The sequence below is a fragment of the Hyphomicrobium sp. 2TAF46 genome (assembly GCF_052114865.1).
Classification (GTDB): domain Bacteria; phylum Pseudomonadota; class Alphaproteobacteria; order Rhizobiales; family Hyphomicrobiaceae; genus Hyphomicrobium_B.
Window position 1 is genome coordinate 218,027 of record NZ_JBFRFO010000003.1, and the last position, 22,334, is coordinate 240,360.

A 22,334-nucleotide genomic window follows, 5' to 3' on the forward strand; every position below is an offset into this window, starting at 1 on the left:
GGAAGTCGGCTCATCCGTTGGGTATGCCAGACACGAGTCATAGAAAAAGATTAGGTTCGGCGAAGCGGCGTCGCGTAAACCCGCCAAACCGCACCTTTTGAAGAAAACGGAGTTTTCAGATGTCAGCGCAGGACAACGAGAGCGGCGCGCACGCGGATAGTGCGACCTCATCGGCCAGCGCAATCAAGTGGGGCGTGATCGCGATCCTGGCACTCCTCGCAGTCTATGGATGGCACGGCAAGACATCGGCCGAGGGCGAGCTTTCGGCGCTCCAGGGTGAAGTCGCGTCGCTTCGCAAAGCCGTCGACGACGCCGCGCAGGTGAGGAAATCCTCACAGGACGAGATCGATCGGCTGAAGGCCGCTGAAACCGATGCATTGCGGCAGGTCGAGGAGGGCAAGGCTGACGTATCGACAGCCATGGCCAAAGTGTCCGAGCTCGACAACAAGGTAACCGCGCTCGGCAAGGACAACGGCGATCTGAAAGCCAAGCTCGCTGCGGCGACTGAGGATGCGAAGGCCCAGCTGTCCGCCGCCAGCGACGTGACGAACAAGATCAAGGCAGATCTCGATCTCGCCAACAAGGCAAAGGCGGACGCTGAAGCGGCATCGGCGGCGCTGCGCGGCGAAGCCGATGGTCTGAAGGCCCAATTGAACGCGCTCCAGAAGGACCTGGACGCGGCGAAATCCGCCGCTCAGACGCCGGCGCCGCAGCCTCCCGCAGGAACCGAAACACCTCCGGCCGCCGCTCCGGCAACCCCCGCGCCATAATCTCCAAGGCCGAACCGGGCCCTTGCACGACGCGGAGACCTGCGCTCTGTTCGGCTTATGACGTCCGTAATCGCCAAAAGGCTGCTGAAGGCCCCCGTCTACGTTTACCGCTACACCTTCAAGGGCATAGCCGGTGGGCAGTGTCGGCATTGGCCAACATGTTCCCAGTACGCCCTTGAGGCGATCGAGCTGAACGGCGCGTGGAAAGGCTTCTGGCTGACCCTCTCCCGCTTCGTCCGCTGTGGGCCGGGCGGCACGCATGGCGTCGATCCGGTGCCGGACCTCCGCGCCGTGAAGCATACCTTTGAGCCCTGGCGCTACGGCCGCTGGCGATAAGCCCCTGCTTCACTTGCACCGGCTTGACTTGGATCGCGTCACATCCCATTAGCCCTGTCGAAATCGTCTTACGCCGCGTTCGTGTGCGGCGAGTGAGCAAAGGAGGCCGCGATGAGTGAAGTCACGATTACGTTCCCCGATGGCAAGCAGCGCCAGGTCGCTTCGGGAACCACCGGCCTCGAAATCGCGAAGTCGATCTCGCCGTCCCTCGCCAAGCGCACCGTCGCCATGCAGCTTGACGGCGCCTTGGCCGATCTGGCCGAGCCCATCACCAACGACGCATCGATCAATTTCGTATCGCGGACCGACCCGGGGGCTCTCGAGCTTATCCGGCACGACGCCGCGCACGTCTTGGCGGAAGCGGTGCAATCGATCTGGCCCGGCACCCAGGTGACGATCGGCCCGGTGATCGACAACGGCTTCTATTACGACTTCGCGAAGCAGCAGCCTTTCGAGCCCGAAGACATCCCAAAAATCGAAAAGAGGATGGGCGAGATCATCGCCAAGAACGCGGCCTTCACGAAGGAAGTGTGGTCGCGCGACAAGGCGAAGAAATTCTTCAAGGACAAGGGCGAGTACTTCAAGGTCGAGCTGGTTGACGCCATCCCCGAGGATCAGGACGTCAAAATCTACAAGCAGGGCGATTGGCTCGATCTCTGCCGCGGCCCGCACATGACGTCGACCGGACAGGTCGGCAAGGCTTTCAAGCTGATGAAGTTCGCGGGCGCGTATTGGCGCGGCGATTCCACGAAGCCGCAGCTTCAGCGCATCTACGGCACCGCGTTCGCAACCGAAGACGAGCTCAAGGCCTATCTGCATCAGCTGGAGGAAGCCGAGAAGCGGGACCATCGCAAGCTCGGCCGCGAGATGGATCTCTTCCATTTCCAGGAAGAGGCGCCGGGCTCGGTCTTCTGGCACGCCAAGGGTTGGACGCTCTTCCAGACGCTGATTGCCTTCATGCGGCGCCAGCAGCAGCGCGCGGGCTATCAGGAAGTGAACTCTCCCGACATGATGGAGAAGCATTTCTGGGAGCTTTCCGGCCACTGGGAAAACTACGGCGAGAACATGTTCACGACCGTCCTTCCGGACGAGCGCGTGTTCTGCTGCAAGCCGATGAACTGCCCTGGCCACGTCCAGATCTACAAGCACGGCCTGAAAAGCTATCGCGATCTGCCGTACCGGATCGCGGAGTTCGGCAAGGTGCATCGCTACGAGCCGTCGGGCGCCTTGCACGGCATGCTCCGTGTGCGTCATTTCACGCAAGACGACGCGCACATCTTCGTCACCGAAAATCAGATCATGGAGGAATGCCTCAAGATCAATGATCTGCTGCTCGGTATCTACAAAGACTTCGGCTTCGACGACATCGTCATCAAGCTGTCTCTGCGCCCGGAAAAGCGTGTCGGCTCGGATGCGCTATGGGACAAGGCCGAAAAAGCTTTGTCGGACGTGCTCGACGAAGTGAAGCGTCGCTCGAACGGGCGCATCAAGACCGAGATCCAGCCGGGTGAGGGCGCTTTCTACGGACCGAAGCTCGAATATGTGCTGCGGGATGCCATCGGCCGTGACTGGCAGTGCGGCACGACGCAGGTCGACTTCAACCTCGCGGGCCGCCTCGGCGCGTTCTACATCGACGATCACTCCGAGAAAAAGACGCCGGTGATGATTCACCGCGCCATCTTCGGCTCGCTCGAGCGCTTCACCGGAATTCTGATCGAGAACTTCGCCGGCCACTTCCCGCTGTGGCTCGCGCCGCTGCAGGTCGTCGTCGCGCCGATCGTGTCGGATGCGAACGATTACGCAAGCGAAGTTGCCGAGAAGGCGAAGGCGCTGGGGCTGCGGGTCGAAACGGATCTTCGCAACGAGAAGATCAACCTCAAGATCCGCGAGCATTCGCTGTCGAAGGTGCCGGTCATCCTCGTCGTCGGGAAACGCGAAGCCGAGGAAAAGAAGGTATCGCTGCGCCGCTTGGGTTCGCAGGATCAGACCGTGCTCAGCCTCGACGAGGCGTTAACCGCGCTTGCCACCGAAGCCGTCCCGCCGGATTTGCGATAAGCCGCTGAACCTCGAATAGCCGCGGTCGGCTGCGGCTATTCAGTGATACGCGTTATCTTTCTCGAATATCGGCGGCGTACGCTCTCCGCCGATATTTTCTTTCGAGGTAAGGCCGTGCAACCAACGCCTTCCGCTCCGCGTTTGCACCATGAACTTGCAACGAACGGAGTTTTGACTATGGCCGCATCTGCTTCCCAGTATGGGACATCGACATCACTCGACGACATCAAAGGCAAAGCCAAACAGACCTTTGATGAGGCTTCTGACCGTGCGCAGGAGTTGGCTGGCCAGGCACGGCAACAGGTCGGCGACGTGGCCGGCAACGTGAAGGGCGCAATCGACAAATCGGTGAAAGATCAGCCGATCGCGACATTGGCAATGGCGGCTGCCGTCGGCTTTGTCATCGGCGCTCTTTGGAAGTCGTAATGGCGCGTTGGCTGGAATTACACGCTAAGTCAACGTTCCGCTCGTGAGACCTGATCGAGGTCGTCGAAAGCTGGCATTGGGAAACATCCGCGTTTCCGATGCGAGGCTTTGGCGGCCTCTCTTGTTATGGCCTCTGCGATGTGGGGTTCAAAAAGGAGTAACTACTTGGTGATTGGCTGCGGAGTTACGGGCTTCTTGTCCTTCCTGTCGCCGCCAGCCTTGCGAAGTTCGCCGCTATAGAGATCTATGGCGGCGGCACCGACCTCTTGAATATAGGCGCGAACGAGCCGGCCGGAGATCGTGCCCTTGACCCATTGGATCAGGGAGTTCGACAGCCGCTCGCGCAACTCGTATGTGGCCGCCGTCGCAGGGTTCAGCATCCGGACGATACGCCAGGCCGACCAGGCCCGCCCGGCCACGTCGTAGATGCCGCGCCATCTGTAGATCTGGGCGAACTGCGCGACCGTCAGCCGATTGCCAAGCGGAATTGTGCCCTCGAATACCGGTCGCAGCCGCCCGCTGACCTGCTCGACCAGCGTCAAGGCTTCCGGAACCGTAAAGCGTAGCATCGGGTCCTTGCGATCGGGATGATAGATCTTGGCGACCAGCTCGACTGTCTCGAGCCCCGTATTCATCAAGTCGTTCCACGTTGAGATCGTCCGCGCGTTCGCTGCCTCGGCGAAAACGTCGACCGCCTTTTTGGATTCGCGGCGCAACCGGTCGCCATCGGAGGCGTCGCGGTGGGTCTCCGTGTCGGCAGGCGCTTCGTCCTTGCTTCCTGGTTTCTTGGGCAGCGGACCGAGAGTGCGGCGCTCGAAGAGATAGGCGAAAAGGGTGCAGGCCAGCGTCGCCAATGCCCAGTAGATCAGATACCCGTGCTGCCAAAGCCAGAGGCTTCCCAATGGAATGAGAGCCAGGGTAGGCAGCAGGATTCCGAGAAAAACGATAAACAATCGTAATGGCGAAAGGGCGTCGTGCATCCGGCGCTCCGTGGCGGTTCAACCACATGAAACGCCACGCATTCACCCGCGGTTCCGGTTAAGAGCCGCAGCTAGGACGTCAGCCTCAACTCCAGCGGCGGTTCGACCACATCCATTGTTCCGGGTATTCTTTCACCCAGGCTTCGAATTGACGGGTCATCTCGGCCGTCGCCCATTTGACGTCGTCGCCCTGGTTGGCGGTGCGCGGCACGCGAAGTTCTTTCAACTCGATTTCGAAACGGCTGTCCCTGCCGATGCGGCGGCAGCGCGCCATCCAGATCCGCGCCCCGACGCGGCGCGCGATCATCGCCGGAATGCTGACGGTTCTCGCGTCCTGGCCGAAAAACGGAACGGGGAGCCCGGTCTTATCGTAGAGATCGCAAACGACGCCGAGGCGGCCGCCGTTGCGAACATAATCCATGATGACCCGGGCGGTTTTCTGGCTCTCGCCATGATCGCCTTCGACTCTTCCGCGGCCGAACAGGCCACCCGGATAGAGATCGCGCCGCTGATGGCGAATATATTTGTCGATATAGGGATTGTTGACCGAACGGTAGACGCAAGCGGGACTGGCGCCGGCGATCGTCAGCGGCCAGATGGCCAGCTCCCAGTTTCCCATGTGCAGCGATGCGCCGACGATAGGACCGAGCTTGCTCGAATAGCGATTGAAGACTTCGGGGTTCTTTATGGTGAGACGCGACGGCTCGGCGATGATCTGGTCGATGCGCATCGTCTCGGCCATGACGCGTCCGAGGTTCTCCCAGTGCGCGAGCGCAATCGCCTCCCGCTGCTTCTCCGATTTCTCCGGAAAGGCGATCCGGAGATTATCGAGCGCGCGGTTGTGGCGTTTCGGATTGATCTTCGGCGCCAATCGGCGCCAGCTCCAGGCAGAAAAGTGCGTCGCCGCATCGAGCGGTATCGTGCGTATAACCCCGGCTATGCCACGGAGGAGCCAATATTCCAGCTTGAACTGCAAGTCGCGCAGTCGCGAAATTTCTGCCGTGGACAGTGCCCGACCCTCGTTTGCCCATCATTGTCCGAGGTCATGCCCCCCGAAAGAGGCGCCCGTCAAGCCGCCATCGGCCGTTTTCCCATTTTGACGCCCCGAGGCTATGAGTGCTGGGCCATTAGGGCCGGTGTTGAAGCAGATGGCATGAATCCCTCACGCATCATCTGAACTCGGAGGGCAGGGCTGGTGGCGAGCGCGAAGAGCCCAAGCCCGCGCGCGAGACCAATGCCGGGAAGATTGGTGAAAAGAGACCGGTTCAAGACATCGACCGCAAAAATGCGTGTCGAAATGTCTGTCCGTCGCGCAGCTTCATAACGCGCAAGCGTAGCGTCGGCACCGATATCGGAACCATCTCGCTTCGCCTCGGCGGCGATTTCCGCAACAGTCGCCGCATCGCGCATGCTGAGATTGAGGCCCTGTGCGCCAATCGGCGGGATGACATGAGCAGCCTCGCCGGCGAGCACGACACGGTTCTTGCCCAGCGAACGTGCTGTCTGCCCTGTAAGCCGGAAGGACTGCCGCCGCGAAAACTCCGAAAGCGCTCCTAGATGGCCTTGCAATTTGGAGGTCAGCTCTAAACCGAAATCCTTATCATCAAGTCCGAGCAATCGTTCGGCCTCTTCGGGCGTGTCGACCCAGACGAGATGTGAAACGCTGTCTCTTCCGGGCACCACCGTCAGCGGCCCAGAGCGCCGATGCAACTCGGTCGAGATCCCGTGATGCGGACGCCGATGCCGGAACGTGGTCACAATCGCAGATTGCGGATACGACCACGTTGACACGTCGATGCCCGCGAACTGCCGCGCCGAAGACTTCCGCCCATCCGCCGCAACGACCAGCCGAGCCCGGATTTCCCGGCCCGTCTCGTCGAATAGCGCGACGTGCGAGCCGCGGGTCTCGTAATGCGTCACGCCTTGGCATGTGATCCGCGTCACGCAAGCGGGGCTTTTCTCCTCGAGCGCCCGGGCCAGGGGGACATTGGGGACATTATAGCCGAAGGCCTCAATGCCGACCTCGCTCGCCCTGAAAAGCACTTCCGGCGCCGTCAGCAACCCGCCGCCCGCGTCGGCAATGCGAATCCCCGAGATCGCCGCCGATTGATCGACGAGCGCCGGCCACACGCCAATGGCCTTCAAGAGGTCGATCGACCCACCGAAGAGTGCCGACGTGCGCGCGTCCGCGAAACTGGAGGTTGGCCCGATGACAGCCGTCCGCAACCCCGTGGCCGCACACGACAATCCGGCGATCAGCCCGGCAGGCCCCGCGCCCACGACAGCGATGTCAAAAATGTCTTGTTCGACCATGCCTTAGCCCCTGTGAGTGTGATCATTGAAACACAGAAATGGCGCAAAGGGCAGCCGTTGCAGCCGAGCAACGCGTTTGCAGCCGGACTGTCACGTATCTGTTAAATTGGCGTGGTTAGCAGACGAGTAAGTTGCTCACGGAGAAATACTTACGGGAGCATCCGGCGCGAAGGGGATTGCGCGCCGTTAAGTTTGGGGTCTGTAAACAGAGGGGCACCGATGAAGTCGGTATTCAAAATGTCTAGTAGCCGCATGGCGTTAGTAGCAGCCTTCGGGTTGGCCATGGGCTTTACACCCGCGCAAGCGGCTGATCTGGGCGGCAACTGCTGCGCCGATCTCGAAGAGCGCGTTGCCGAACTCGAAGCGACGACCGCCCGCAAGGGTAACCGCAAGGTTTCGCTCACGGTTTCGGGTTGGGTCAACGAAAGCGTGATGTTCTGGGACGACGGCACGGAGCGCAACGCTTATGTCGGCACCAACAAGCTTGAGCAGTCGCGCGTCCGCTTCGTCGGAGAAGCGCAGATCGTTCCCGGTTGGTCGGCTGGTTATACCTTGGAGCTCGGTATCCTCGGCGCCAACTCGTCGGGTTCTTCGGGCTGGAACCAGAGCAATCCGGATGGCACCGGCAACAACGCCGTTTCGGTTCGTAAAAGCAGCTGGTTCATCAAGAGCAAGGACTACGGCAAGGTTACCGTCGGCCAAGACGGTACGGCACTGTACCACGTGCTCGACGACGCCGATGGCGCCAATACGCGTAACTTCTCGGACGCTCAGGCGGCCGCTGTTTATCAGGGCAACTTCAACCTTCGTCATAACGGCGCGTTCATTGGCGGCGCTAGCGGCCTGACTTGGGCCGGCGCGAACGGCGTCATGCAGGGCATCGACAACAGCACGGTCGGCCAGGACGGTCGCCGTAACGTCGTTCGTTATGACTCGCCGACGATCGCTGGCTTTACGCTGACGGCTTCTTGGGGTGAGGACGACGACTGGGGCTTGTCGTTGACCTATGCCAACACGTGGGGTGACTTCAAAGTTCTCGGCAAGGCTGGTTATGGCGAAGTTTCGGACGAGAACATTGGTTGCTCGACGAAGACCGCCCCGACGGATTGCCAACTGTTTGGTGCTGCCGGCACGATCATGCACGTTCCTACGGGCCTCTATGTTTACGGCGGCTACGGACAGAACAAGGACAACCGCGTGGCTGATCTCGGCGCTTCGGGAACGGAAGCCACGAGCAGCATGTACTTCATCCAGGGCGGCATCGAGCAGAAGTGGATCCCGCTCGGCAAGACGACGGTGTTCGGCGAGTATCGTCACGATGACGGCGGCAGCAAGAATAACGTTAGCATCTCGGGTTTCACTGGGGCCGATGCAGTCCGTAACGGTGCTTTGGGCTCCACCAGCCTCAACTTCATCGGTGCAGGCGTGATTCAGAACATCGAACCGGCCGCGATGGACCTCTATGTCGTCTACCGTCACGCGGATGGCGATATCGCCAACACCGCCGGTGTTACGACGAGCGTTGATGCTTTCGATGCCGTCATCGCTGGCGCCATGATGAAATTCTGATCGCTTAACTCCCGTTTGCGTCAGAGTACTGGGGCTGCCTGCGGGCAGCCCCTTTTTGTTGAGTCCCAGTCGGATCAAATTGGGCGGGCGGGGGGCGGCCGGGAACGGACCAACCTGTGTGTCGTTCCAGCAACATGGCTGCGGTACAACAGCGACGATAAGAAACGGTCGTTGTCCAGTTAACGGACGACTAACGCCATTGAAGTTCTGCTATCTACCGCGCAACATTGAAATATGTGCGTGCTTTCGAGGCATGGCGGGGTAGACGTGAGACGATTGATACTGGTGGCTGGCATGCTGGCGGCGGTCGCTGCAGCAGCGAGCACCAATGTATTCTCAATGGAAGAGCAGCGCGGGGCAATCCCCGGTGGCGTCTCCGTGCCCGACGCGCCGAAGGCACAGGAGCAGGACTCGTCGTCTCCTTCGCAAAGCCAGGGGACTGAAATTCGCATTCCCGGACTGGGTAAAATCGGCACCTTGCCGAAGATGGATTTCGGCCTCGATCTTCTCTACGGCGCCGCCGAAGACACCAACAGAGCCGCGGACCCCGATGCGAACTCGGACGACCAGAAGGATCTGATGATTCACGGGTCGGTGAAACATCGCTTCTAGGTCTTTGGCGGCGTGCAAGCGCTTGCGCCCGTGATCCGATATGACTGTGTCCGGATATGACCCGGGGTTTACCCGCTTTTAAGCCACCGCTTCGTATATCCTCGTTGTCGCCCTTTTCGTGGGGATCGAAGCGTGCCCTATCTCAGCTCCTCAAAGAACAGCCCGAACGCGGCTCGACGGCTTCTTGAGCAGCTCGCCGTGACGTTCGCCTGCGTCGCGCTGACGGCGTACTTCGCCTATCACATCCGCTACGGACGGCATGGCCTCGAGGCCCGCGCGCAACTGACCGAACGTTCGGCGCTTGTAGACTTCGAGATCAAGGGCCTTGAGAGCGTCCGCACGAAACTTCGCCACGACGTCGCGCTGCTGTCGCCCGAAATCCCGAATGCGGACATCGTCGAAGAGACGGCGCGCGATATGCTTGGCTATGTGCGCAGTGACGACAAAATCATAGTCGCCCAATAAGCACCGTAGTTTATGACTACCCTCCCCTAGCGATGAGCACGCGCCCGAAGCGTTAATCGCCGCTTGAGCATCGCCCTGAGACTGGCTACGTCCAAGAGATGCGTTGGGAGCATCGAAGGAGTCCGTTGAACATGTCAGATTTGCAAGATGCGGACGACCTCCTGGAACTCGAAATTCCCGAAGAAGTGCCGGAAGCGGATCAGGCCGTCGAGCTTATCAGGGCATGGGTCGCCGATGGCGCGCTCGTCGTAACGCTCAACAGCGAAGCCTTCGGCGAGCGATTGGAAGAATGGGGCAGGCTGCTCGCTCAGATCGGCCACCACGTCGCACGCTCGGCATCCATGAACGGAGAGACCGGCGAACAGCGATTGATCGCAGCCGTTCGCAAAGGCTTCGACGAAGCATTTCCGAAGAACGAGTTGGCTGTCTACGGCAAAGCTCGGAAGCGCGTCACCCATTAGGCCGCATGGACTGCGAGAGGCCGCCACCGGGCAACGTTAGACCGGCGCCATAAGGTCTGTTGCCGATATGCGCCAGATCGTCGATGTCCACACTTTCGGCCGCTCTCCGTAGGTCTCCGCCCAATTTGACGGGGATGACTGGGCCTCGCCGCCTTGCGCCGCGTACCGCCCAATCGCTAAGCAGTGATGAGGTGCGCGTCGAGTTGTGGGTGGCAACTCCCTGGGGGTTTCGATGAGAAAAGTTCATATTGGCAAAATCGGTTTTATCGCTGTTGCGGCGGCTTTGACGTGCGGCTGCGCGAACTCGGGACTGGATCTTTCGACAGCATCCGTCACCACGCCGGAAAAGACGGCAGCGAAAGCTGATCCTGCCTGCGCCACGCTCGCCAGCCAGATCAACACGCTGAAGGCCGACGGCACGATCGATAAGCTGGAGAAGGCAGCCGACGGCAAGGGCGCCCAGGTTTCAGTGAAGCGCACCGCTCTGCAGAAGCAGGCCGAACTCAACAAGGCCTACGGCGAGTTCCAGTCGAAGTGCGGCGCCGGCATTCCAAACCAGGTTGCAGCCCAACAGCCCTCCAAGCCGCCGGCTTCGCTCCCAGCTGCGAACTGACGAATCCTGGTTTCGACGGAATGAGGCCTAGCGCGCCGTATTGGCGCGCTAGATGCGGCCATTTTGAAACCTTTATTGCCGCAGTGCCACAGGATGGCCACGGGGGATTGCGAAGGCTCCCAGGCTGTGATCTCTGCAACGTCGGAAGAAATTTTGTTTCGGAATCCTCTTCGTAGATTCAAGCTAAGTGGGACGAATAATGCGGGGTTGTTTAGCTGTTGCTTTCGTGATCGCCCTCTCCGGGGCGCTGCAGGGATGTGGCGGCGCTGCAGGAAACAACGGCGGCGATCCGGGAGCGAGGCCTCTTCCTCCGGGTGAGTCGTGCGGTTCGATTCGCGGTGAGCTCAATCGACTGGATTCGAAGGGCGTGCCCGCTCAGGTTGAACGCGCCAGCAGCGGCGGCAAGCTGACGCCCGCCCAGCGCGCCGACGTCGACAAGTACAACGACCTGCTGAACCAGTATCTGGGCGCCCGCTGCCACGTTTGAGGCGGGGAATTGAAGAACCGGGCATCGCGCCTCACGCGACCGGAAATGCGTTGGAGCGAAAAATGGACACGCAAACGCGCGAACTGATCGTCTTCGCGATCATCGGAATTATCGCCGGCTTTCTTGCTTCCCTCGTCGTGGGAGGGAATGGCCTGATCCGGTACCTGATCACCGGCGTTATCGGTGCCTTTGTCGGCGGTTATCTGTTTCGGGCGCTGGGCATCAATCTCGGGATCGGAAACGCCTTCGTCTCGGAAGTCGTCACGGCGGCGATTGGCGCGATTGTCATCGTTCTGCTCGCGCGCTTGATCGCTTAGTCGGCCAGCGCGATCGGCTGCACCCCGCGCGGTGCGGCCGCGTGAAGCATACGCTTTTCCCGACGCTGCCAGCCGTGCCATAAGACCGGCGCCATGCCATCGTTTTCCACCCAGCGGCACGCCCGCTTTTCGGCCGAGCAAATGTTCGCGCTCGTCGCCGACATCGAAAAATATCCTGAGTTTCTTCCGCTTTGCACCGGCCTGACGGTGCTTTCCCGCCAGCAAACCACAGCTGGAGAGGATCTGACGGCGCGCATGAGTGTCGGTTATAAAACCATCGCCGAAAGTTTCACGACCCGCGTCGTCGTCGACAGGCCAGCCCGCCAGATTGATGTCAGCTACCTCGACGGTCCGTTCAAGCATCTCGAGAACCGTTGGAAATTCGAGGACGACCCGTCCGGATGCATGGTCGACTTTTTCATCGACTACGAGTTTCGCTCGAAACTGCTCGGCGTTCTGATGGGTACGATGTTCGATCAGGCCTTCAGACGCTTCACGCACGCCTTCGAAGAGCGCGCGGCACAAGTCTACGGTACGACGTCGGCGAAGACAGCCGGGACCTAACGGACACTCTTCCCTAAGTCTTTCGCAAGTTCCAAACCCCTGAGCCTGTCGAGGCCTTTGGCATCGCCAAGCTTGGCGCCGGAGAGATTGGCGCCGCGAACGTCCGCGTCGGTGAGGTCGGCACCGGTCAAATCAGCATTCGTCAGGTCGGCGCCCGAGAGATCCGCGCCGGAGAGATCGGCTCCGCGCAGGATGACATCGCGCATGATCGCGCCATTGAGGTGAGCGAAACTCAATTGGGCGCGGCCCATGTCGGCCCGGGTCAGGATCGCCCCCACGAGCTTGGCGCTTGTGAAATCGGTCCGCCAGATATGCTCGATGAATCCTGTCGTATTGGTCGGCGCGCAATGAGAATCGGTAAGATCGGCTCCGGAGAAATCCGAACTCGCGAAGGTTCCGAAAAACCGCGCTCCGCGCAGCGAAGCGGCCTTGAGGCTCGGCGCCTCGACCGGCAGCGGCGCCAGGGTGGAGAACGTCGACGGGCGCATCAGGCTGGCGTTGTCGAGACGTGCGCCATCGAGGCGGGCGCCGACCAGCGTGACGCGGTCGAGGTTTGCGCCCGTCAGGTTGGTGTTGGAAAGGTTGGCTCCAGAGAGATCGGCTCCGAACAAATTGGACTGACTGAGATCAGCCTCTTTGAAGTCGAGGCCGGCAAGATCGAGCCGGGCCAAATCCCGTTTGTTGAGGGAAGGGTGGCTGCCCGGCGCGGCGCGAAAGACGAGGATCGAGACGTCCCGCGCCGACATGTCAGCCGCTCCGGCCGAACCCGAGCCCAAGCCCAAGGCAATGAAGACGCCAAGCATCGCCAGAAAACCGGCGCCGCCACCTGAAACCAAAGATCCCGCCCGTCTCATACGGCAGCCTCTCGGAGCATTCTAAGGGCGGCCCGGAGGCTCGCGAGACGAACTTCATCCCGCCCGATTTCCCCAAATGTATGACGTTCGACGCGTGGCGCATCGAAGACGGAAGCGATCCCGATGTAAACTAGGCCTACGGGCTTATGCGGACTGCCGCCGCCTGGACCGGCAATGCCTGTGATCGAAACGGCGAGATCGACGCCGGTCTTGCGAATGACGCCGTCGGCCATTGCGTGGGCAACCGCTTCGCTAACCGCGCCATGTTGCCTGATGAGTTCGGCATCGACGCCGATCATGCCCGACTTTGCTTCGTCCGCGTAAGTGACGAACCCGCCGAAAAAGACGTCTGACGACCCGGCAATGGCGGTTATTGCGCCGGCGACGAGGCCGCCCGTGCAGCTTTCGGCTGCTCCCAGCAGCCTTCGCCGGGCCCTCAGGGCATCAATGAGCCGGCTGGCATCTTCGAGTACGTCTGCAGGAAACACGTCGAGGCTCACCGTTGCTCCCAAAATGCCAGCGGGGAGTGCTTCAAATGAAGCACTCCCCGGCAAGGCTATCTAGAGAGAGAAAAAACTGCAAACGACTTGGCTGATCAAGCCGCGGCCAGGACTTCCGCGTGTGAAAGCAGGCTATCGAGAACGGACCGGCTATCGGAACCCATGGCCCCGACAGTTCGCTTCTGGGCATCCTGCCAGATCGGATAGGCATCCTTCAGAACGGCTTGACCTTTGGGCGTAAGGTGCAGGCCGCGTCCACGCCGTCCGGCGGGAGGATCCATGATGATATGGCCGAGTGCGAGCAGTCGCTTCAAGTTGCGCGAGAGAGTGGACTTCTCAATGTCGAGTTCGTGTCCGATCTCGACGGCCGTGATACCGTCACGAGAAGCCAATTGCGCGAGCAGCGTGTACTGGCTCGCGGTGATGCCGAGTGGGCGCAAGGCATCATCATAAACTCTCGTGACGATACGCGAGAGCTGACGCACACGGGTCGCCAAGCACATCTCCGATTGTGCCTCAGCAATTGTGCTGATGGCGTCGTCGACCGGCTTGCGTTCAAGATTTTGGGGCATGATGTTCATATCGGCTCCCGTATGAGCACTCTCGTGGGTCGTGGCAATACAACCACTTAACCATTTGATGCCGCGATTCTGCCTTGATGGTCAACGACGAACGCCATTGCAAAGCAGCATCAATTCTCTCCGAAAGTCGAATTGACAGCGCATGCAACGCGAGGGTCACGATTTAGCCGAAACGTGTTCATCCCGCGCGGCATTATAAACTTCGAGGGCTGCGCCCGCGTTCAATGCCGCAATGCCAAGTCCGACGATGAGGTCCGGCCAGCGAGACGCCGTGGCCGCAGTCAGTAGCCCTGCCACCACGATCGCGACGTTCGCCGCCACATCGTTACGCGCTGACAGGAATGCAGCCCGGGTCAGACTTCCGCCCGTCGTTCGGAAGGGTGCGAGCATTCGCGCGCAGGCGAGGTTGACCATGAACGCACCGAAACCCGTGATGCTGAGCGACATCGCATCGGGAACCCGGCCATCGGAAAAGTTCTGCCAGGCCGTCCAAAGCGTCGCGAGGCCTGGAACGAGAATAATCGCTGCAAGGAGCATCCCGAGCTTGGCTCGGCGAGCAGCGCTGAACCCCAAGCCAGCGAGGATCAGCAAATTGATTGCGGCGTCTTCGAGAAAATCGACGCTGTCGGCAAAGAGCGCAACCGATCCGATCGCGAGCGCAACCGCGAACTCGACACCGAAATATCCGAGGTTGAGAACGGCGGCATTTCGAACCGCCGATCGCAGCGCGAGATTTGTCGCGACGTCGCCAAGTGTTGGATCGGGCTCTTCGCTCATTTGCCTTCAGCCGGAACAAACACCGTCGCCGTGGCCATGGCGGCAATCCCTTCGCGGCGGCCGACGAAACCCATGCATTCCATTGTAGTGGCTTTGATACCGACGCGGTTCGGAGGAAGGCCAAGGACGTCGCCGATCAATTGCTGCATCGCCGGCCGGTGCGGGCCGATGCGCGGCGCTTCCGCTAAAACCGTTATGTCGACATTGCCGATCTGCCCACCGATTTCTCGAATGCGGCGGGCAGCGTCCTCGAGAAACAGCCGCGACGCCGCGCCTTTCCATTTGGGATCCGAGGGAGGGAAGTGCTGGCCGATGTCGCCGTCTCCGATGGCTCCAAGCAGAGCGTCCGTCAATGCGTGCAGCACCACGTCGGCATCGGAGTGACCTTCCAATTTATGCGTGTGCGGAATTTTCACGCCGCCGAGCCAAACATGATCGCCGTCCGTAAAGCGATGGACGTCAAAGCCCGTGCCGGTGCGAGGTTCGCGTGCACTTGTCATTTGCCGGTCGGCCAATTCGAGATCCTCTGCCGTTGTAATTTTGATGTTGCCGATCGAATCCTCGACGACCGCGACCTTGAGGCCGGCCCATTCCGCGATCGCGGCATCGTCGGTGAACGTATCCAATCCCTTTGCGGCCGCGGCGCGGTGGGCATCGAGGATCGGCGCGAATTGAAATCCTTGCGGCGTTTGTGCCCGCCATAGTCCGGCGCGCGCCACCGTCTCCGTCACGAGGCCGTCACCGGACGTTCGCTTCAAGGTGTCCGTAACGGGAAGTGCTGCGAGCGCCGCGGGCCGCTCCCGAAGCGCCGCGATCACGTTCGAGATGGTTTTTGCCGAAACAAACGGCCGCGCCGCATCGTGGATCAGGACGACGTCCGGCGCTGACGCAGTCAAAGCCTCGAGCCCCCGGAGCACCGACGCTTGCCTACTCGCACCCCCGGTCGCCGCAGCTGAAAGTTTGCCGGAGCCGCACCCCTCGGTGGCGTTTTTATAGAGATCGGCATCGTCCGGATGGATGACGACCTTGATCTCATCGACCTCGGGATGGCGCGCGAATGCATCGATGGCACGGGTAAGGACCGTTTTGCCTCCAATGGCCGCATATTGCTTGGGGCCTGAGCCCTGGGCAGTAGCACGCGTCCCCCGACCGGCCGCGACGATCAAAGCGGCAATGCGCAAGATGTGATCTCCTTAGAAATGCTCGATGCCTGAAGCCCCGGCCTTCCGTGCCCGCTGGCGGGATCTTTCGCAACACCCCGTTGCTTATGAAAATGAGGCGAACGGACCGCTGGATGCCAATTTCATAGCCGCCAGATGCTCAGCCGCGTCAAATCGGCAATTCCAAAAGGTATTGTTCACCCTTGCGAAATGGCCGCCCGGCGCCTAGTCTGCCCAAACTCGCAGCACAAATTCGATCTGCTCATGGAATAGGCAGCGGTTGGGGACTGGTTTCGCCCGTATGTTAGAAGACATAGTAAACGGTGCACCACCTGCGGTTCTGGCGCCGATGTCGGGAGTGAGCGATCTGCCCTTCCGCCGTCTTGCGCACCGCCTCGGAGCGAGCCTCGTCGTTTCCGAAATGGTCGCGAGCGAGGAATTGGTCAAATCGCGCTTCGACGTGCTGCGCCGCGTCGAAGGCCGGGACCTCACACCATTCGTCATACAACTCGCCGGCCGCGAAGAGCGGTGGATGGCCGAAGGCGCCCGCATCGCGGAAGCGAAGGGCGCGAACGTCATCGACATCAATATGGGTTGCCCTGCGAAAGAAGTGACGGGCAAGCTTTCGGGCTCCGCGCTCATGCGCAATCTCGACCACGCCCAAGCGCTCATCAAATCCGTGATTGGCGCCGTCAAGGTGCCGGTAACGCTGAAGATGCGGCTTGGCTGGGACCACGGCACCCGCAATGCCCCGGAGCTGGCGAAGCGCGCGGAGGCGGAGGGCGTCAAGCTGATCACCGTGCACGGCCGCACCAGATGCCAGTTCTTCACCGGCACCGCTGATTGGTCCGCAGTGCGCTCCGTAGTCGAAGCGACGTCGCTTCCCGTCCTGGTCAACGGTGACATTCTCAACCCAGAACATGCGAAGCAGGCGCTCGACGCATCGGGCGCCAGAGGCGTCATGGTCGGGCGCGGCGCTTACGGCGCGCCTTGGATGCCTGGGCGGATTGCGGGCTTCCTATCCTCAGGTCGCGATGGCGGCGATCCGGCGCTCGACGCGCAACGCGATATCGCCCTCGAGCACGTCGAAGCGATGTTCGCTCACTACGGCAACGAACTCGGCGTGCGCAACGCACGCAAACACATCGGTTGGTATTTAGCGTCAAGCGGCGCGAGCGAAGCGGTCGTCAAGTCCTGGCGAGCCAAGCTCTGCACGATGCTCGATCCCGGACGCGTCCTCGATGGCCTTAAGACGTTCTATGCTTCTACGGAGTCCCGCGCGGCATGAGTAGCAAGTCGGCATCGGTACGGAAATCTGAGCGCGCTTCGGCACCGCCGCCCGCAAGGGTCGTCGATTGCGAGGATTTATTGAGTGCGCTGCCGCACCCGATACTCGTCATCGCCAACGATCAATCTATTGTTTTTGCCAACACCGCTGCCGAAGCGTTTTTCTCGATGAGCGCCTCGGCGCTGACGCGAAGCCGGATTTCCGACATCGTTGCGTTCGGTTGCCCGTTGCTCGGATTGATCGAGCAGGTTCAGGCCACGAGTTCGACCGTCAATGAATACGGAATTGAAGTCGCGACGCCGCGGTTCTCGGGCGCGAAACTCGTCGATGTCTACGGCGGCCCATTGCCGGAAGAGCCGCGCAACATGTTTGTCATGCTGCAGCAGCGCTCGATGGCTCAGATGATCGAGCGGCAGTTGACGCATCGCGCGGCGGCACGCTCCGTCTCCGGTATGGCCGGAGTTTTGGCCCATGAGATCAAAAATCCGTTGTCCGGCATTCGCGGCGCCGCGCAGTTGCTCGAGCCCGCTCTTTCGGACGAAGATCGCGCGCTGACCCAGCTCATCTGCTCCGAAACGGATCGCATCCGCAATCTCGTCGATCGTATGGAGGTGTTCGGCGACGAACGCCCGATCACGAAGGATGCCGTCAACATTCATGACGTTCTCAATCACGTGCAACGCATCGCGGAGCACGGGTTCGGTCGCAACGTCCGTTACGTCGAAGATTACGATCCCTCGTTGCCGAGCGTGCTCGGCAATCGCGACAAGCTCGTGCAGGTCTTCCTCAATCTTCTGAAGAACGCCGCGGAAGCGATCGGCGACAAGACCGACTCCGGCCGCATCGTCCTGCAGACGGCGTTCCGGCCCGGTGTCCGCCTGTCGCTTCCCGGTTCCGATACGCGCGTCAGCCTCCCTCTGATGATCCAGATCGAGGACAACGGCTGCGGTATTCCCGAACATCTGAAGCCGCACCTGTTCGACCCGTTCGTCACCACGAAAGCGTCCGGCAGCGGCCTCGGCCTTGCCCTCGTCGCCAAGATCATCGCCGATCACGGCGGCATCATCGAATGTGAAAGTGAGCCCAAGCGCACGATCTTCCGCGTGCTGCTTCCCATGCAACGCACGCGGCCAGCTCCCGTGCCGACCACGAGAGAGACGTGATGGCCAGAGGCACTATCCTTATCGCCGACGACGATACAGCTATTCGTACCGTCTTGAACCAGGCATTGGCGCGCGCCGGTTTCGCGCCCCGTGCGACGGGCAATGCGGCAACGCTCTGGCGCTGGGTGAGCCAGGGCGAGGGCGACGTCGTCATTACCGATGTCGTCATGCCGGATGAAAACGCCTTCGATCTCATTCCGCGCATGAAGAAACTGCGTCCGGATCTGCCGATCATCGTCATGAGCGCGCAGAACACGCTGATGACGGCGTTGACGGCAGCCGAGAAGGGCGCCTTCGAATATCTTCCGAAGCCGTTTGATCTCAACGAAGTCGTGGCTGTCGTTTCGCGCGCGCTGTCGGAGCCGGGCCGCAAACGCCAGACGGTGACGACGGAGCGCGAAACGGATGAATTGCCGCTCATCGGCCGCTCGCTGCCCATGCAGGACATTTATCGCGTCCTTGCCCGGCTGACGCAGAGCGATCTGACGGTCATGATCAACGGCGAGAGCGGTACGGGCAAGGAACTCGTCGCGCGCGTGCTGCACGATTATGGCAAGCGCCGTCACGGTCCGTTTGTCGCGATCAACATGGCGGCAATACCGCGCGAGCTGATCGAGAGCGAACTCTTCGGCCATGAGAAGGGCGCCTTCACCGGCGCTCAGACCCGCACACCGGGCCGCTTCGAGCAGGCCGAAGGCGGCACGCTGTTCCTCGATGAGATCGGCGACATGCCGCTGGAAGCGCAGACGCGGCTGTTGCGCGTGCTGCAGCAGGGCGAATACACAACCGTCGGCGGCCGCACGCCGATCAAGACCAACGTCCGCATCATCGCCGCGACCCACCGCGATCTGAAAACGCAGATTCAGCAGGGCCTCTTCCGCGAAGATCTTTTCTACCGGCTGAATGTCGTGCCGATCCGTTTGCCACCGCTGCGGGAGCGCCTCGAAGATATCGGCGATCTCGTCCGCCACTTCCTGCGACAGGCTTCGCGGGAAGGCCTCGGACAGAAATCGATCGAGAGCGCCGCCATCGAACGGCTGAAGGCGCATCCCTGGCCCGGCAACGTCCGCGAGCTGGAAAATGTCGTCCGCCGCCTCGTCGCCCTCTACACGCAGGACACTCTGACCGCACAGATTGTCGAGCAGGAACTCGCGGGCTCCGCACTCACGCCGCAAGGCGGAGGGGCCGCGGAAAGCGCCGACCTAGGAGAGGCGGTCGAACGCTACCTCCAGCGGTATTTCTCGACATTCGGCAACGATCTGCCGCCGCCCGGCCTTTACGACCGGGTTATCCGCGACGTCGAGAAACCCCTGCTCAGCGCCGCGCTGGCCGCGACGCGCGGCAATCAAATTCGTGCCGCGGAGCTTCTTGGGCTCAACCGGAACACGCTGCGCGCGCGCATTCGCGACCTCAACATCCGGGTTTTCCGGACTGTTGAGGGCTGACCGCCGAATCCGGCCAAACGACCTCTGCACCCCAGAAGTTCTCCACAGGCCTTGACCGAAGACGCGTTTGGCGCTTGATGTGCGCCACACCCGTCGCGAAAATGTCACAGTTAGGCTGTTGGTAGTTCGCAGCTGTAGCGTTGTCGTCGCTGTCGGCAGGCCCGATACAAAGAAGCTCGATCGGGAATGACCGTCCTCCGATTTGGACAGGCGGGTTATTGGGAACGAATTCAGAGTCGTAGTTGGATCGGTCGACAACTGATGAACGCCAGCAACAGCGATTGCAAAGCCGACACGATCGCCTCGCGCGATAAGGTGCCTGCTGCTGCGCTGGTCGAGGAAGGAGCCACACCGCTCAATCCCTCTGACCGGGCGTTTTGGTTCGGCCTGGGCGTCGTTCTGCTCTCTCTGATCTCCGCTCTCGGAAGCTATCTCATCCTTACGGGCCTGACCGCGATCACGCCGCGTAACGAATACGTCTGGACGGCGCTCGCGGTGAATGCGGTGCTCATCGTGGCGATGCTCGGCACGATCATCTGGCAGGCCCTGGGCCTCTGGAGCGCGTGGAAACAGAAAGTCCCCGGAGCCCGGCTGCACACGCGCATCGTCGCGCTCTTCACGCTGACCGCGGCGTTGCCGGCCGTGCTTCTTGCCGTCGCCGCCACGACAACCTTCTCGCGCGCCATCGACGGCACGTTTTCGGGGCGCACGCGCGCCATCGTCGAGAACTCCTACGACGTCGCGAAAGCCTATGTCGACGAGCACAGCCAGATCATCCGGACCGACATCGTCAATATGGTCCGCGACATCAACGGCGAAGCCCCGACCCTGAACGTCGATCCGGATGCATTTCAGAAGTTTCTCATCGGCCAGGCGGGCCTGCGCGATTTGACGTCGGCCTACGTGATCGACGCCGAGGGCGTGCCGATCGTCCTTGCACTCGATGATCCGAAACTGCCGTATGTGGTGCCGCCGCCCACTTCGATCCAACAGGCGGAATCCGGCCAGGTCGCCCTGTCGCGACCGTCGAGCGATTATCGCATTTCCGCAATCGCGAAAATCGACAGCATGCCCGGGCGTTATCTCTACGTCGCGCGCGGCGTCAGCCCGAAGGTCATCAGTCACCTTCAGAGCACCGAGCAGAACGTCTACGAATATACGCGGCTGAGACAGGCCAAAGGCGGCCTCAAGGTCGCGCACGGCCTCATTTACTTCATGATCTCGATGACGTCGCTGCTCGCCGCCATCTGGGTCGGCATGTGGTTCGCAGGCCGGTTCGTCGCGCCGATCCGCCGGTTGATCGCCGGTGCGCAGCAAGTGTCGAAAGGCAATCTCGAATTCGCGCTGCCCGAGATCCGCGGCGAAGGCGACCTCCGGCGCCTTTCGCAAACCTTCAACGTCATGACGCGCGATCTGAAACAGCAGCAGAGCGCCCTCGTCGCAACGAACGCGCAGTTGACGGAGCGGCGGAACTTCATTGAAGCCGTTCTGTCGGGCGTCTCCGCCGGCGTCATCGGTCTCGACAGCGCCGATTGCATTACGCTCATCAGCCGTTCGGCCGAACGCTTGCTCGGCTTCTCGAGCGCGGAGGTCGTCGGCAAACCGATGAAGGATGTCGTTCCCGAGTTCGCGCCGGTTCTGGCGGGCGGGGAGGAGCCTGGGCCGAAGAGCAAGCAGTACGAGATACAGAAGCAGATCGGCGACGAAGAACGAACTTTCGCCGTCAGGATTACGCACGAGCGGGCAGGCGAGGGCGACGTCGGCTCCGTCGTCACGTTCGATGACATTTCCGAACTCGTGCAGGCGCAGCGTACCAGCGCCTGGGCGGACGTCGCGCGGCGCATCGCCCACGAAATCAAAAACCCCCTCACGCCGATACAACTCTCGGCCGAGCGACTGCGCCGGAAGTTCGGCACCCAGATCGGCGACAATCGCGAGTTGTTCGAAACGCTGACGCAGACGATCGAACGTCAGACGGGCCAGATCAAAAGCATGGTCGACGAGTTCGCATCGTTCGCCCGCATGCCGCAGCCCGTGATGGCCGATCAGGATCTGCGGCTTGCAGTCCAGGAACCGGCAATCCTTTTCCGCGAAGGACACAAGGACCTCGACTTCAAACTCGTGCTGCCGGATCGCCCGGTCACGGCGCACTTCGATTTGCGGCTGATCTCGCAAGCCGTCACAAATCTCATCAAGAACGGCGCGGAGGCAATCGAGTCCTTCGGCGAGGCGCAGGGCCGTCCGCCGGGCTACAAGGGCGAGATTGAAGTGCGGCTCGTGCCGTCGCCGGATCGCGTCGCGATCGAGGTCATCGACAACGGCATCGGCCTTCCCAAACAAAACCGTGCCAAGCTTCTCGAGCCCTATGTTACGACAAGAGCCAAGGGCACAGGCCTCGGTCTCGCAATCGTGCAGAAAGTTGTCGAACAGCACGGCGGCACCTTGGCCCTCGAGGATGCGCCGGCAAGCAATACGCGAACGCGCGGCGCGCTGGTCCGGCTGACATTGCCGATCAAGGCCGGACCGTCCCGCGAGATGACTTCAGATGAAATTCGCGCCGCAGTGCAGATCGCTGGCGGAGCATGATATGAAAACGCT

Annotated in this window: 24 protein-coding genes; 16 read left to right on the top strand and 8 right to left on the bottom strand. The window is 61.3% G+C overall.

Annotated features, from left to right (window positions below; all coding sequences use genetic code 11):
• Positions 1-119: 119 nt before the first annotated feature.
• The 4 genes from AB4Z24_RS07735 to AB4Z24_RS07750 all read left to right on the top strand — a co-directional run bounded on the left by AB4Z24_RS07735 (position 120) and on the right by AB4Z24_RS07750 (position 3,587).
• Positions 120-770 carry a hypothetical protein gene (locus AB4Z24_RS07735; RefSeq protein ID WP_441707168.1) on the top strand — a complete coding sequence of 217 codons (651 nt, stop codon included), beginning with the start codon at positions 120-122 and terminating at the stop codon, positions 768-770.
• Positions 771-827: 57 nt separating this feature from the next.
• Positions 828-1,106 (top strand): membrane protein insertion efficiency factor YidD, encoded by a 279-nt coding sequence (gene yidD, locus AB4Z24_RS07740; RefSeq protein WP_441707170.1) that lies wholly within the window; start codon positions 828-830, stop codon positions 1,104-1,106.
• A 111-nt stretch (positions 1,107-1,217) separates the two neighbouring features.
• Positions 1,218-3,161 carry a threonine--tRNA ligase gene (gene thrS, locus AB4Z24_RS07745; protein WP_441707171.1) on the top strand — a complete coding sequence of 648 codons (1,944 nt, stop codon included), beginning with the start codon at positions 1,218-1,220 and terminating at the stop codon, positions 3,159-3,161.
• A gap of 177 nt (positions 3,162-3,338) precedes the next feature.
• Complete coding sequence (locus AB4Z24_RS07750) at positions 3,339-3,587, top strand: DUF883 family protein (RefSeq protein ID WP_441707173.1); 249 nt, start codon at positions 3,339-3,341, stop codon at positions 3,585-3,587.
• A gap of 161 nt (positions 3,588-3,748) precedes the next feature.
• Here AB4Z24_RS07750 and AB4Z24_RS07755 read toward each other — a convergent pair whose 3' ends face one another.
• From AB4Z24_RS07755 to AB4Z24_RS07765, 3 genes are all read right to left on the bottom strand, one after another.
• Entirely contained in the window at positions 3,749-4,567 is an 819-nt protein-coding gene (locus AB4Z24_RS07755; RefSeq protein WP_441707175.1) for a GTP-binding protein HSR1, read from the bottom strand.
• Between the two features lie 85 nt (positions 4,568-4,652).
• Positions 4,653-5,543, bottom strand: coding sequence for a lysophospholipid acyltransferase family protein (locus tag AB4Z24_RS07760; protein WP_441707177.1), 891 nt, complete (start codon positions 5,541-5,543; stop codon positions 4,653-4,655).
• Between the two features lie 134 nt (positions 5,544-5,677).
• Positions 5,678-6,880, bottom strand: coding sequence for an FAD-dependent monooxygenase (locus AB4Z24_RS07765; RefSeq protein ID WP_441707178.1), 1,203 nt, complete (start codon positions 6,878-6,880; stop codon positions 5,678-5,680).
• A gap of 237 nt (positions 6,881-7,117) precedes the next feature.
• On the opposite strand from AB4Z24_RS07765, the gene AB4Z24_RS07770 reads away from it, so the two are divergent.
• The 8 genes from AB4Z24_RS07770 (at position 7,118) to AB4Z24_RS07805 (ending at position 11,968) form a co-directional block, all read left to right on the top strand.
• The gene (locus AB4Z24_RS07770) at positions 7,118-8,449 is read left to right on the top strand and encodes a porin (RefSeq protein WP_441707180.1); all 1,332 of its coding nucleotides are present in this window, start codon (positions 7,118-7,120) and stop codon (positions 8,447-8,449) included.
• Between the two features lie 267 nt (positions 8,450-8,716).
• A complete protein-coding gene (locus AB4Z24_RS07775; protein WP_441707182.1) occupies positions 8,717-9,061 on the top strand; it encodes a hypothetical protein in 345 nt (114 codons plus the stop codon).
• A gap of 132 nt (positions 9,062-9,193) precedes the next feature.
• The gene (locus tag AB4Z24_RS07780; protein WP_441707184.1) at positions 9,194-9,526 is read left to right on the top strand and encodes an FtsB family cell division protein; all 333 of its coding nucleotides are present in this window, start codon (positions 9,194-9,196) and stop codon (positions 9,524-9,526) included.
• Between the two features lie 131 nt (positions 9,527-9,657).
• A complete protein-coding gene (locus AB4Z24_RS07785) occupies positions 9,658-9,987 on the top strand; it encodes a DUF5076 domain-containing protein (RefSeq protein WP_441707186.1) in 330 nt (109 codons plus the stop codon).
• A gap of 232 nt (positions 9,988-10,219) precedes the next feature.
• Positions 10,220-10,600, top strand: a complete 381-nt coding sequence (locus AB4Z24_RS07790) for a hypothetical protein (protein ID WP_441707188.1) — start codon at positions 10,220-10,222, stop codon at positions 10,598-10,600.
• A 199-nt stretch (positions 10,601-10,799) separates the two neighbouring features.
• Complete coding sequence (locus tag AB4Z24_RS07795; protein WP_441707189.1) at positions 10,800-11,087, top strand: hypothetical protein; 288 nt, start codon at positions 10,800-10,802, stop codon at positions 11,085-11,087.
• A 62-nt stretch (positions 11,088-11,149) separates the two neighbouring features.
• Complete coding sequence (locus tag AB4Z24_RS07800; protein ID WP_441707191.1) at positions 11,150-11,404, top strand: GlsB/YeaQ/YmgE family stress response membrane protein; 255 nt, start codon at positions 11,150-11,152, stop codon at positions 11,402-11,404.
• 93 nt (positions 11,405-11,497) lie between these two features.
• On the top strand, positions 11,498-11,968 hold the full coding sequence (locus AB4Z24_RS07805) for a type II toxin-antitoxin system RatA family toxin (RefSeq protein ID WP_441707192.1): 471 nt from the start codon (positions 11,498-11,500) through the stop codon (positions 11,966-11,968).
• Here the strand turns inward: AB4Z24_RS07805 and AB4Z24_RS07810 are convergent.
• The 5 genes from AB4Z24_RS07810 to AB4Z24_RS07830 form a co-directional block, all read right to left on the bottom strand.
• Positions 11,965-12,822, bottom strand: coding sequence for a pentapeptide repeat-containing protein (locus AB4Z24_RS07810; protein ID WP_441707194.1), 858 nt, complete (start codon positions 12,820-12,822; stop codon positions 11,965-11,967). The two genes, AB4Z24_RS07805 and AB4Z24_RS07810, sit on opposite strands and share 4 nt — an antisense overlap.
• The gene (locus tag AB4Z24_RS07815) at positions 12,819-13,322 is read right to left on the bottom strand and encodes a CinA family protein (protein WP_441707196.1); all 504 of its coding nucleotides are present in this window, start codon (positions 13,320-13,322) and stop codon (positions 12,819-12,821) included. Before AB4Z24_RS07815 ends, AB4Z24_RS07810 begins: the two co-directional genes overlap by 4 nt.
• 95 nt (positions 13,323-13,417) lie before the next feature.
• On the bottom strand, positions 13,418-13,903 hold the full coding sequence (locus AB4Z24_RS07820) for a MarR family winged helix-turn-helix transcriptional regulator (protein WP_441707197.1): 486 nt from the start codon (positions 13,901-13,903) through the stop codon (positions 13,418-13,420).
• Between the two features lie 156 nt (positions 13,904-14,059).
• Entirely contained in the window at positions 14,060-14,680 is a 621-nt protein-coding gene (locus AB4Z24_RS07825) for a cation transporter (protein ID WP_441707199.1), read from the bottom strand.
• Complete coding sequence (locus tag AB4Z24_RS07830) at positions 14,677-15,861, bottom strand: bifunctional 2-C-methyl-D-erythritol 4-phosphate cytidylyltransferase/2-C-methyl-D-erythritol 2,4-cyclodiphosphate synthase (RefSeq protein ID WP_441707201.1); 1,185 nt, start codon at positions 15,859-15,861, stop codon at positions 14,677-14,679. Before AB4Z24_RS07830 ends, AB4Z24_RS07825 begins: the two co-directional genes overlap by 4 nt.
• A gap of 280 nt (positions 15,862-16,141) precedes the next feature.
• Here AB4Z24_RS07830 and dusB point away from each other — a divergent pair, with 280 nt between their 5' ends.
• From dusB to AB4Z24_RS07850, 4 genes are all read left to right on the top strand, one after another.
• Positions 16,142-17,128: a tRNA dihydrouridine synthase DusB gene (gene dusB, locus AB4Z24_RS07835; RefSeq protein ID WP_441707203.1), complete on the top strand. Its 987-nt coding sequence runs from the start codon at positions 16,142-16,144 to the stop codon at positions 17,126-17,128.
• Positions 17,125-18,291, top strand: coding sequence for a two-component system sensor histidine kinase NtrB (locus AB4Z24_RS07840; RefSeq protein WP_441707205.1), 1,167 nt, complete (start codon positions 17,125-17,127; stop codon positions 18,289-18,291). Before dusB ends, AB4Z24_RS07840 begins: the two co-directional genes overlap by 4 nt.
• Entirely contained in the window at positions 18,291-19,736 is a 1,446-nt protein-coding gene (gene ntrC / locus AB4Z24_RS07845) for a nitrogen regulation protein NR(I) (protein WP_441707207.1), read from the top strand. The genes AB4Z24_RS07840 and ntrC overlap by 1 nt, the downstream gene beginning before the upstream one ends.
• A gap of 261 nt (positions 19,737-19,997) precedes the next feature.
• Positions 19,998-22,322 (top strand): ATP-binding protein, encoded by a 2,325-nt coding sequence (locus AB4Z24_RS07850; RefSeq protein ID WP_441707208.1) that lies wholly within the window; start codon positions 19,998-20,000, stop codon positions 22,320-22,322.
• Positions 22,323-22,334 lie beyond the last annotated feature (12 nt).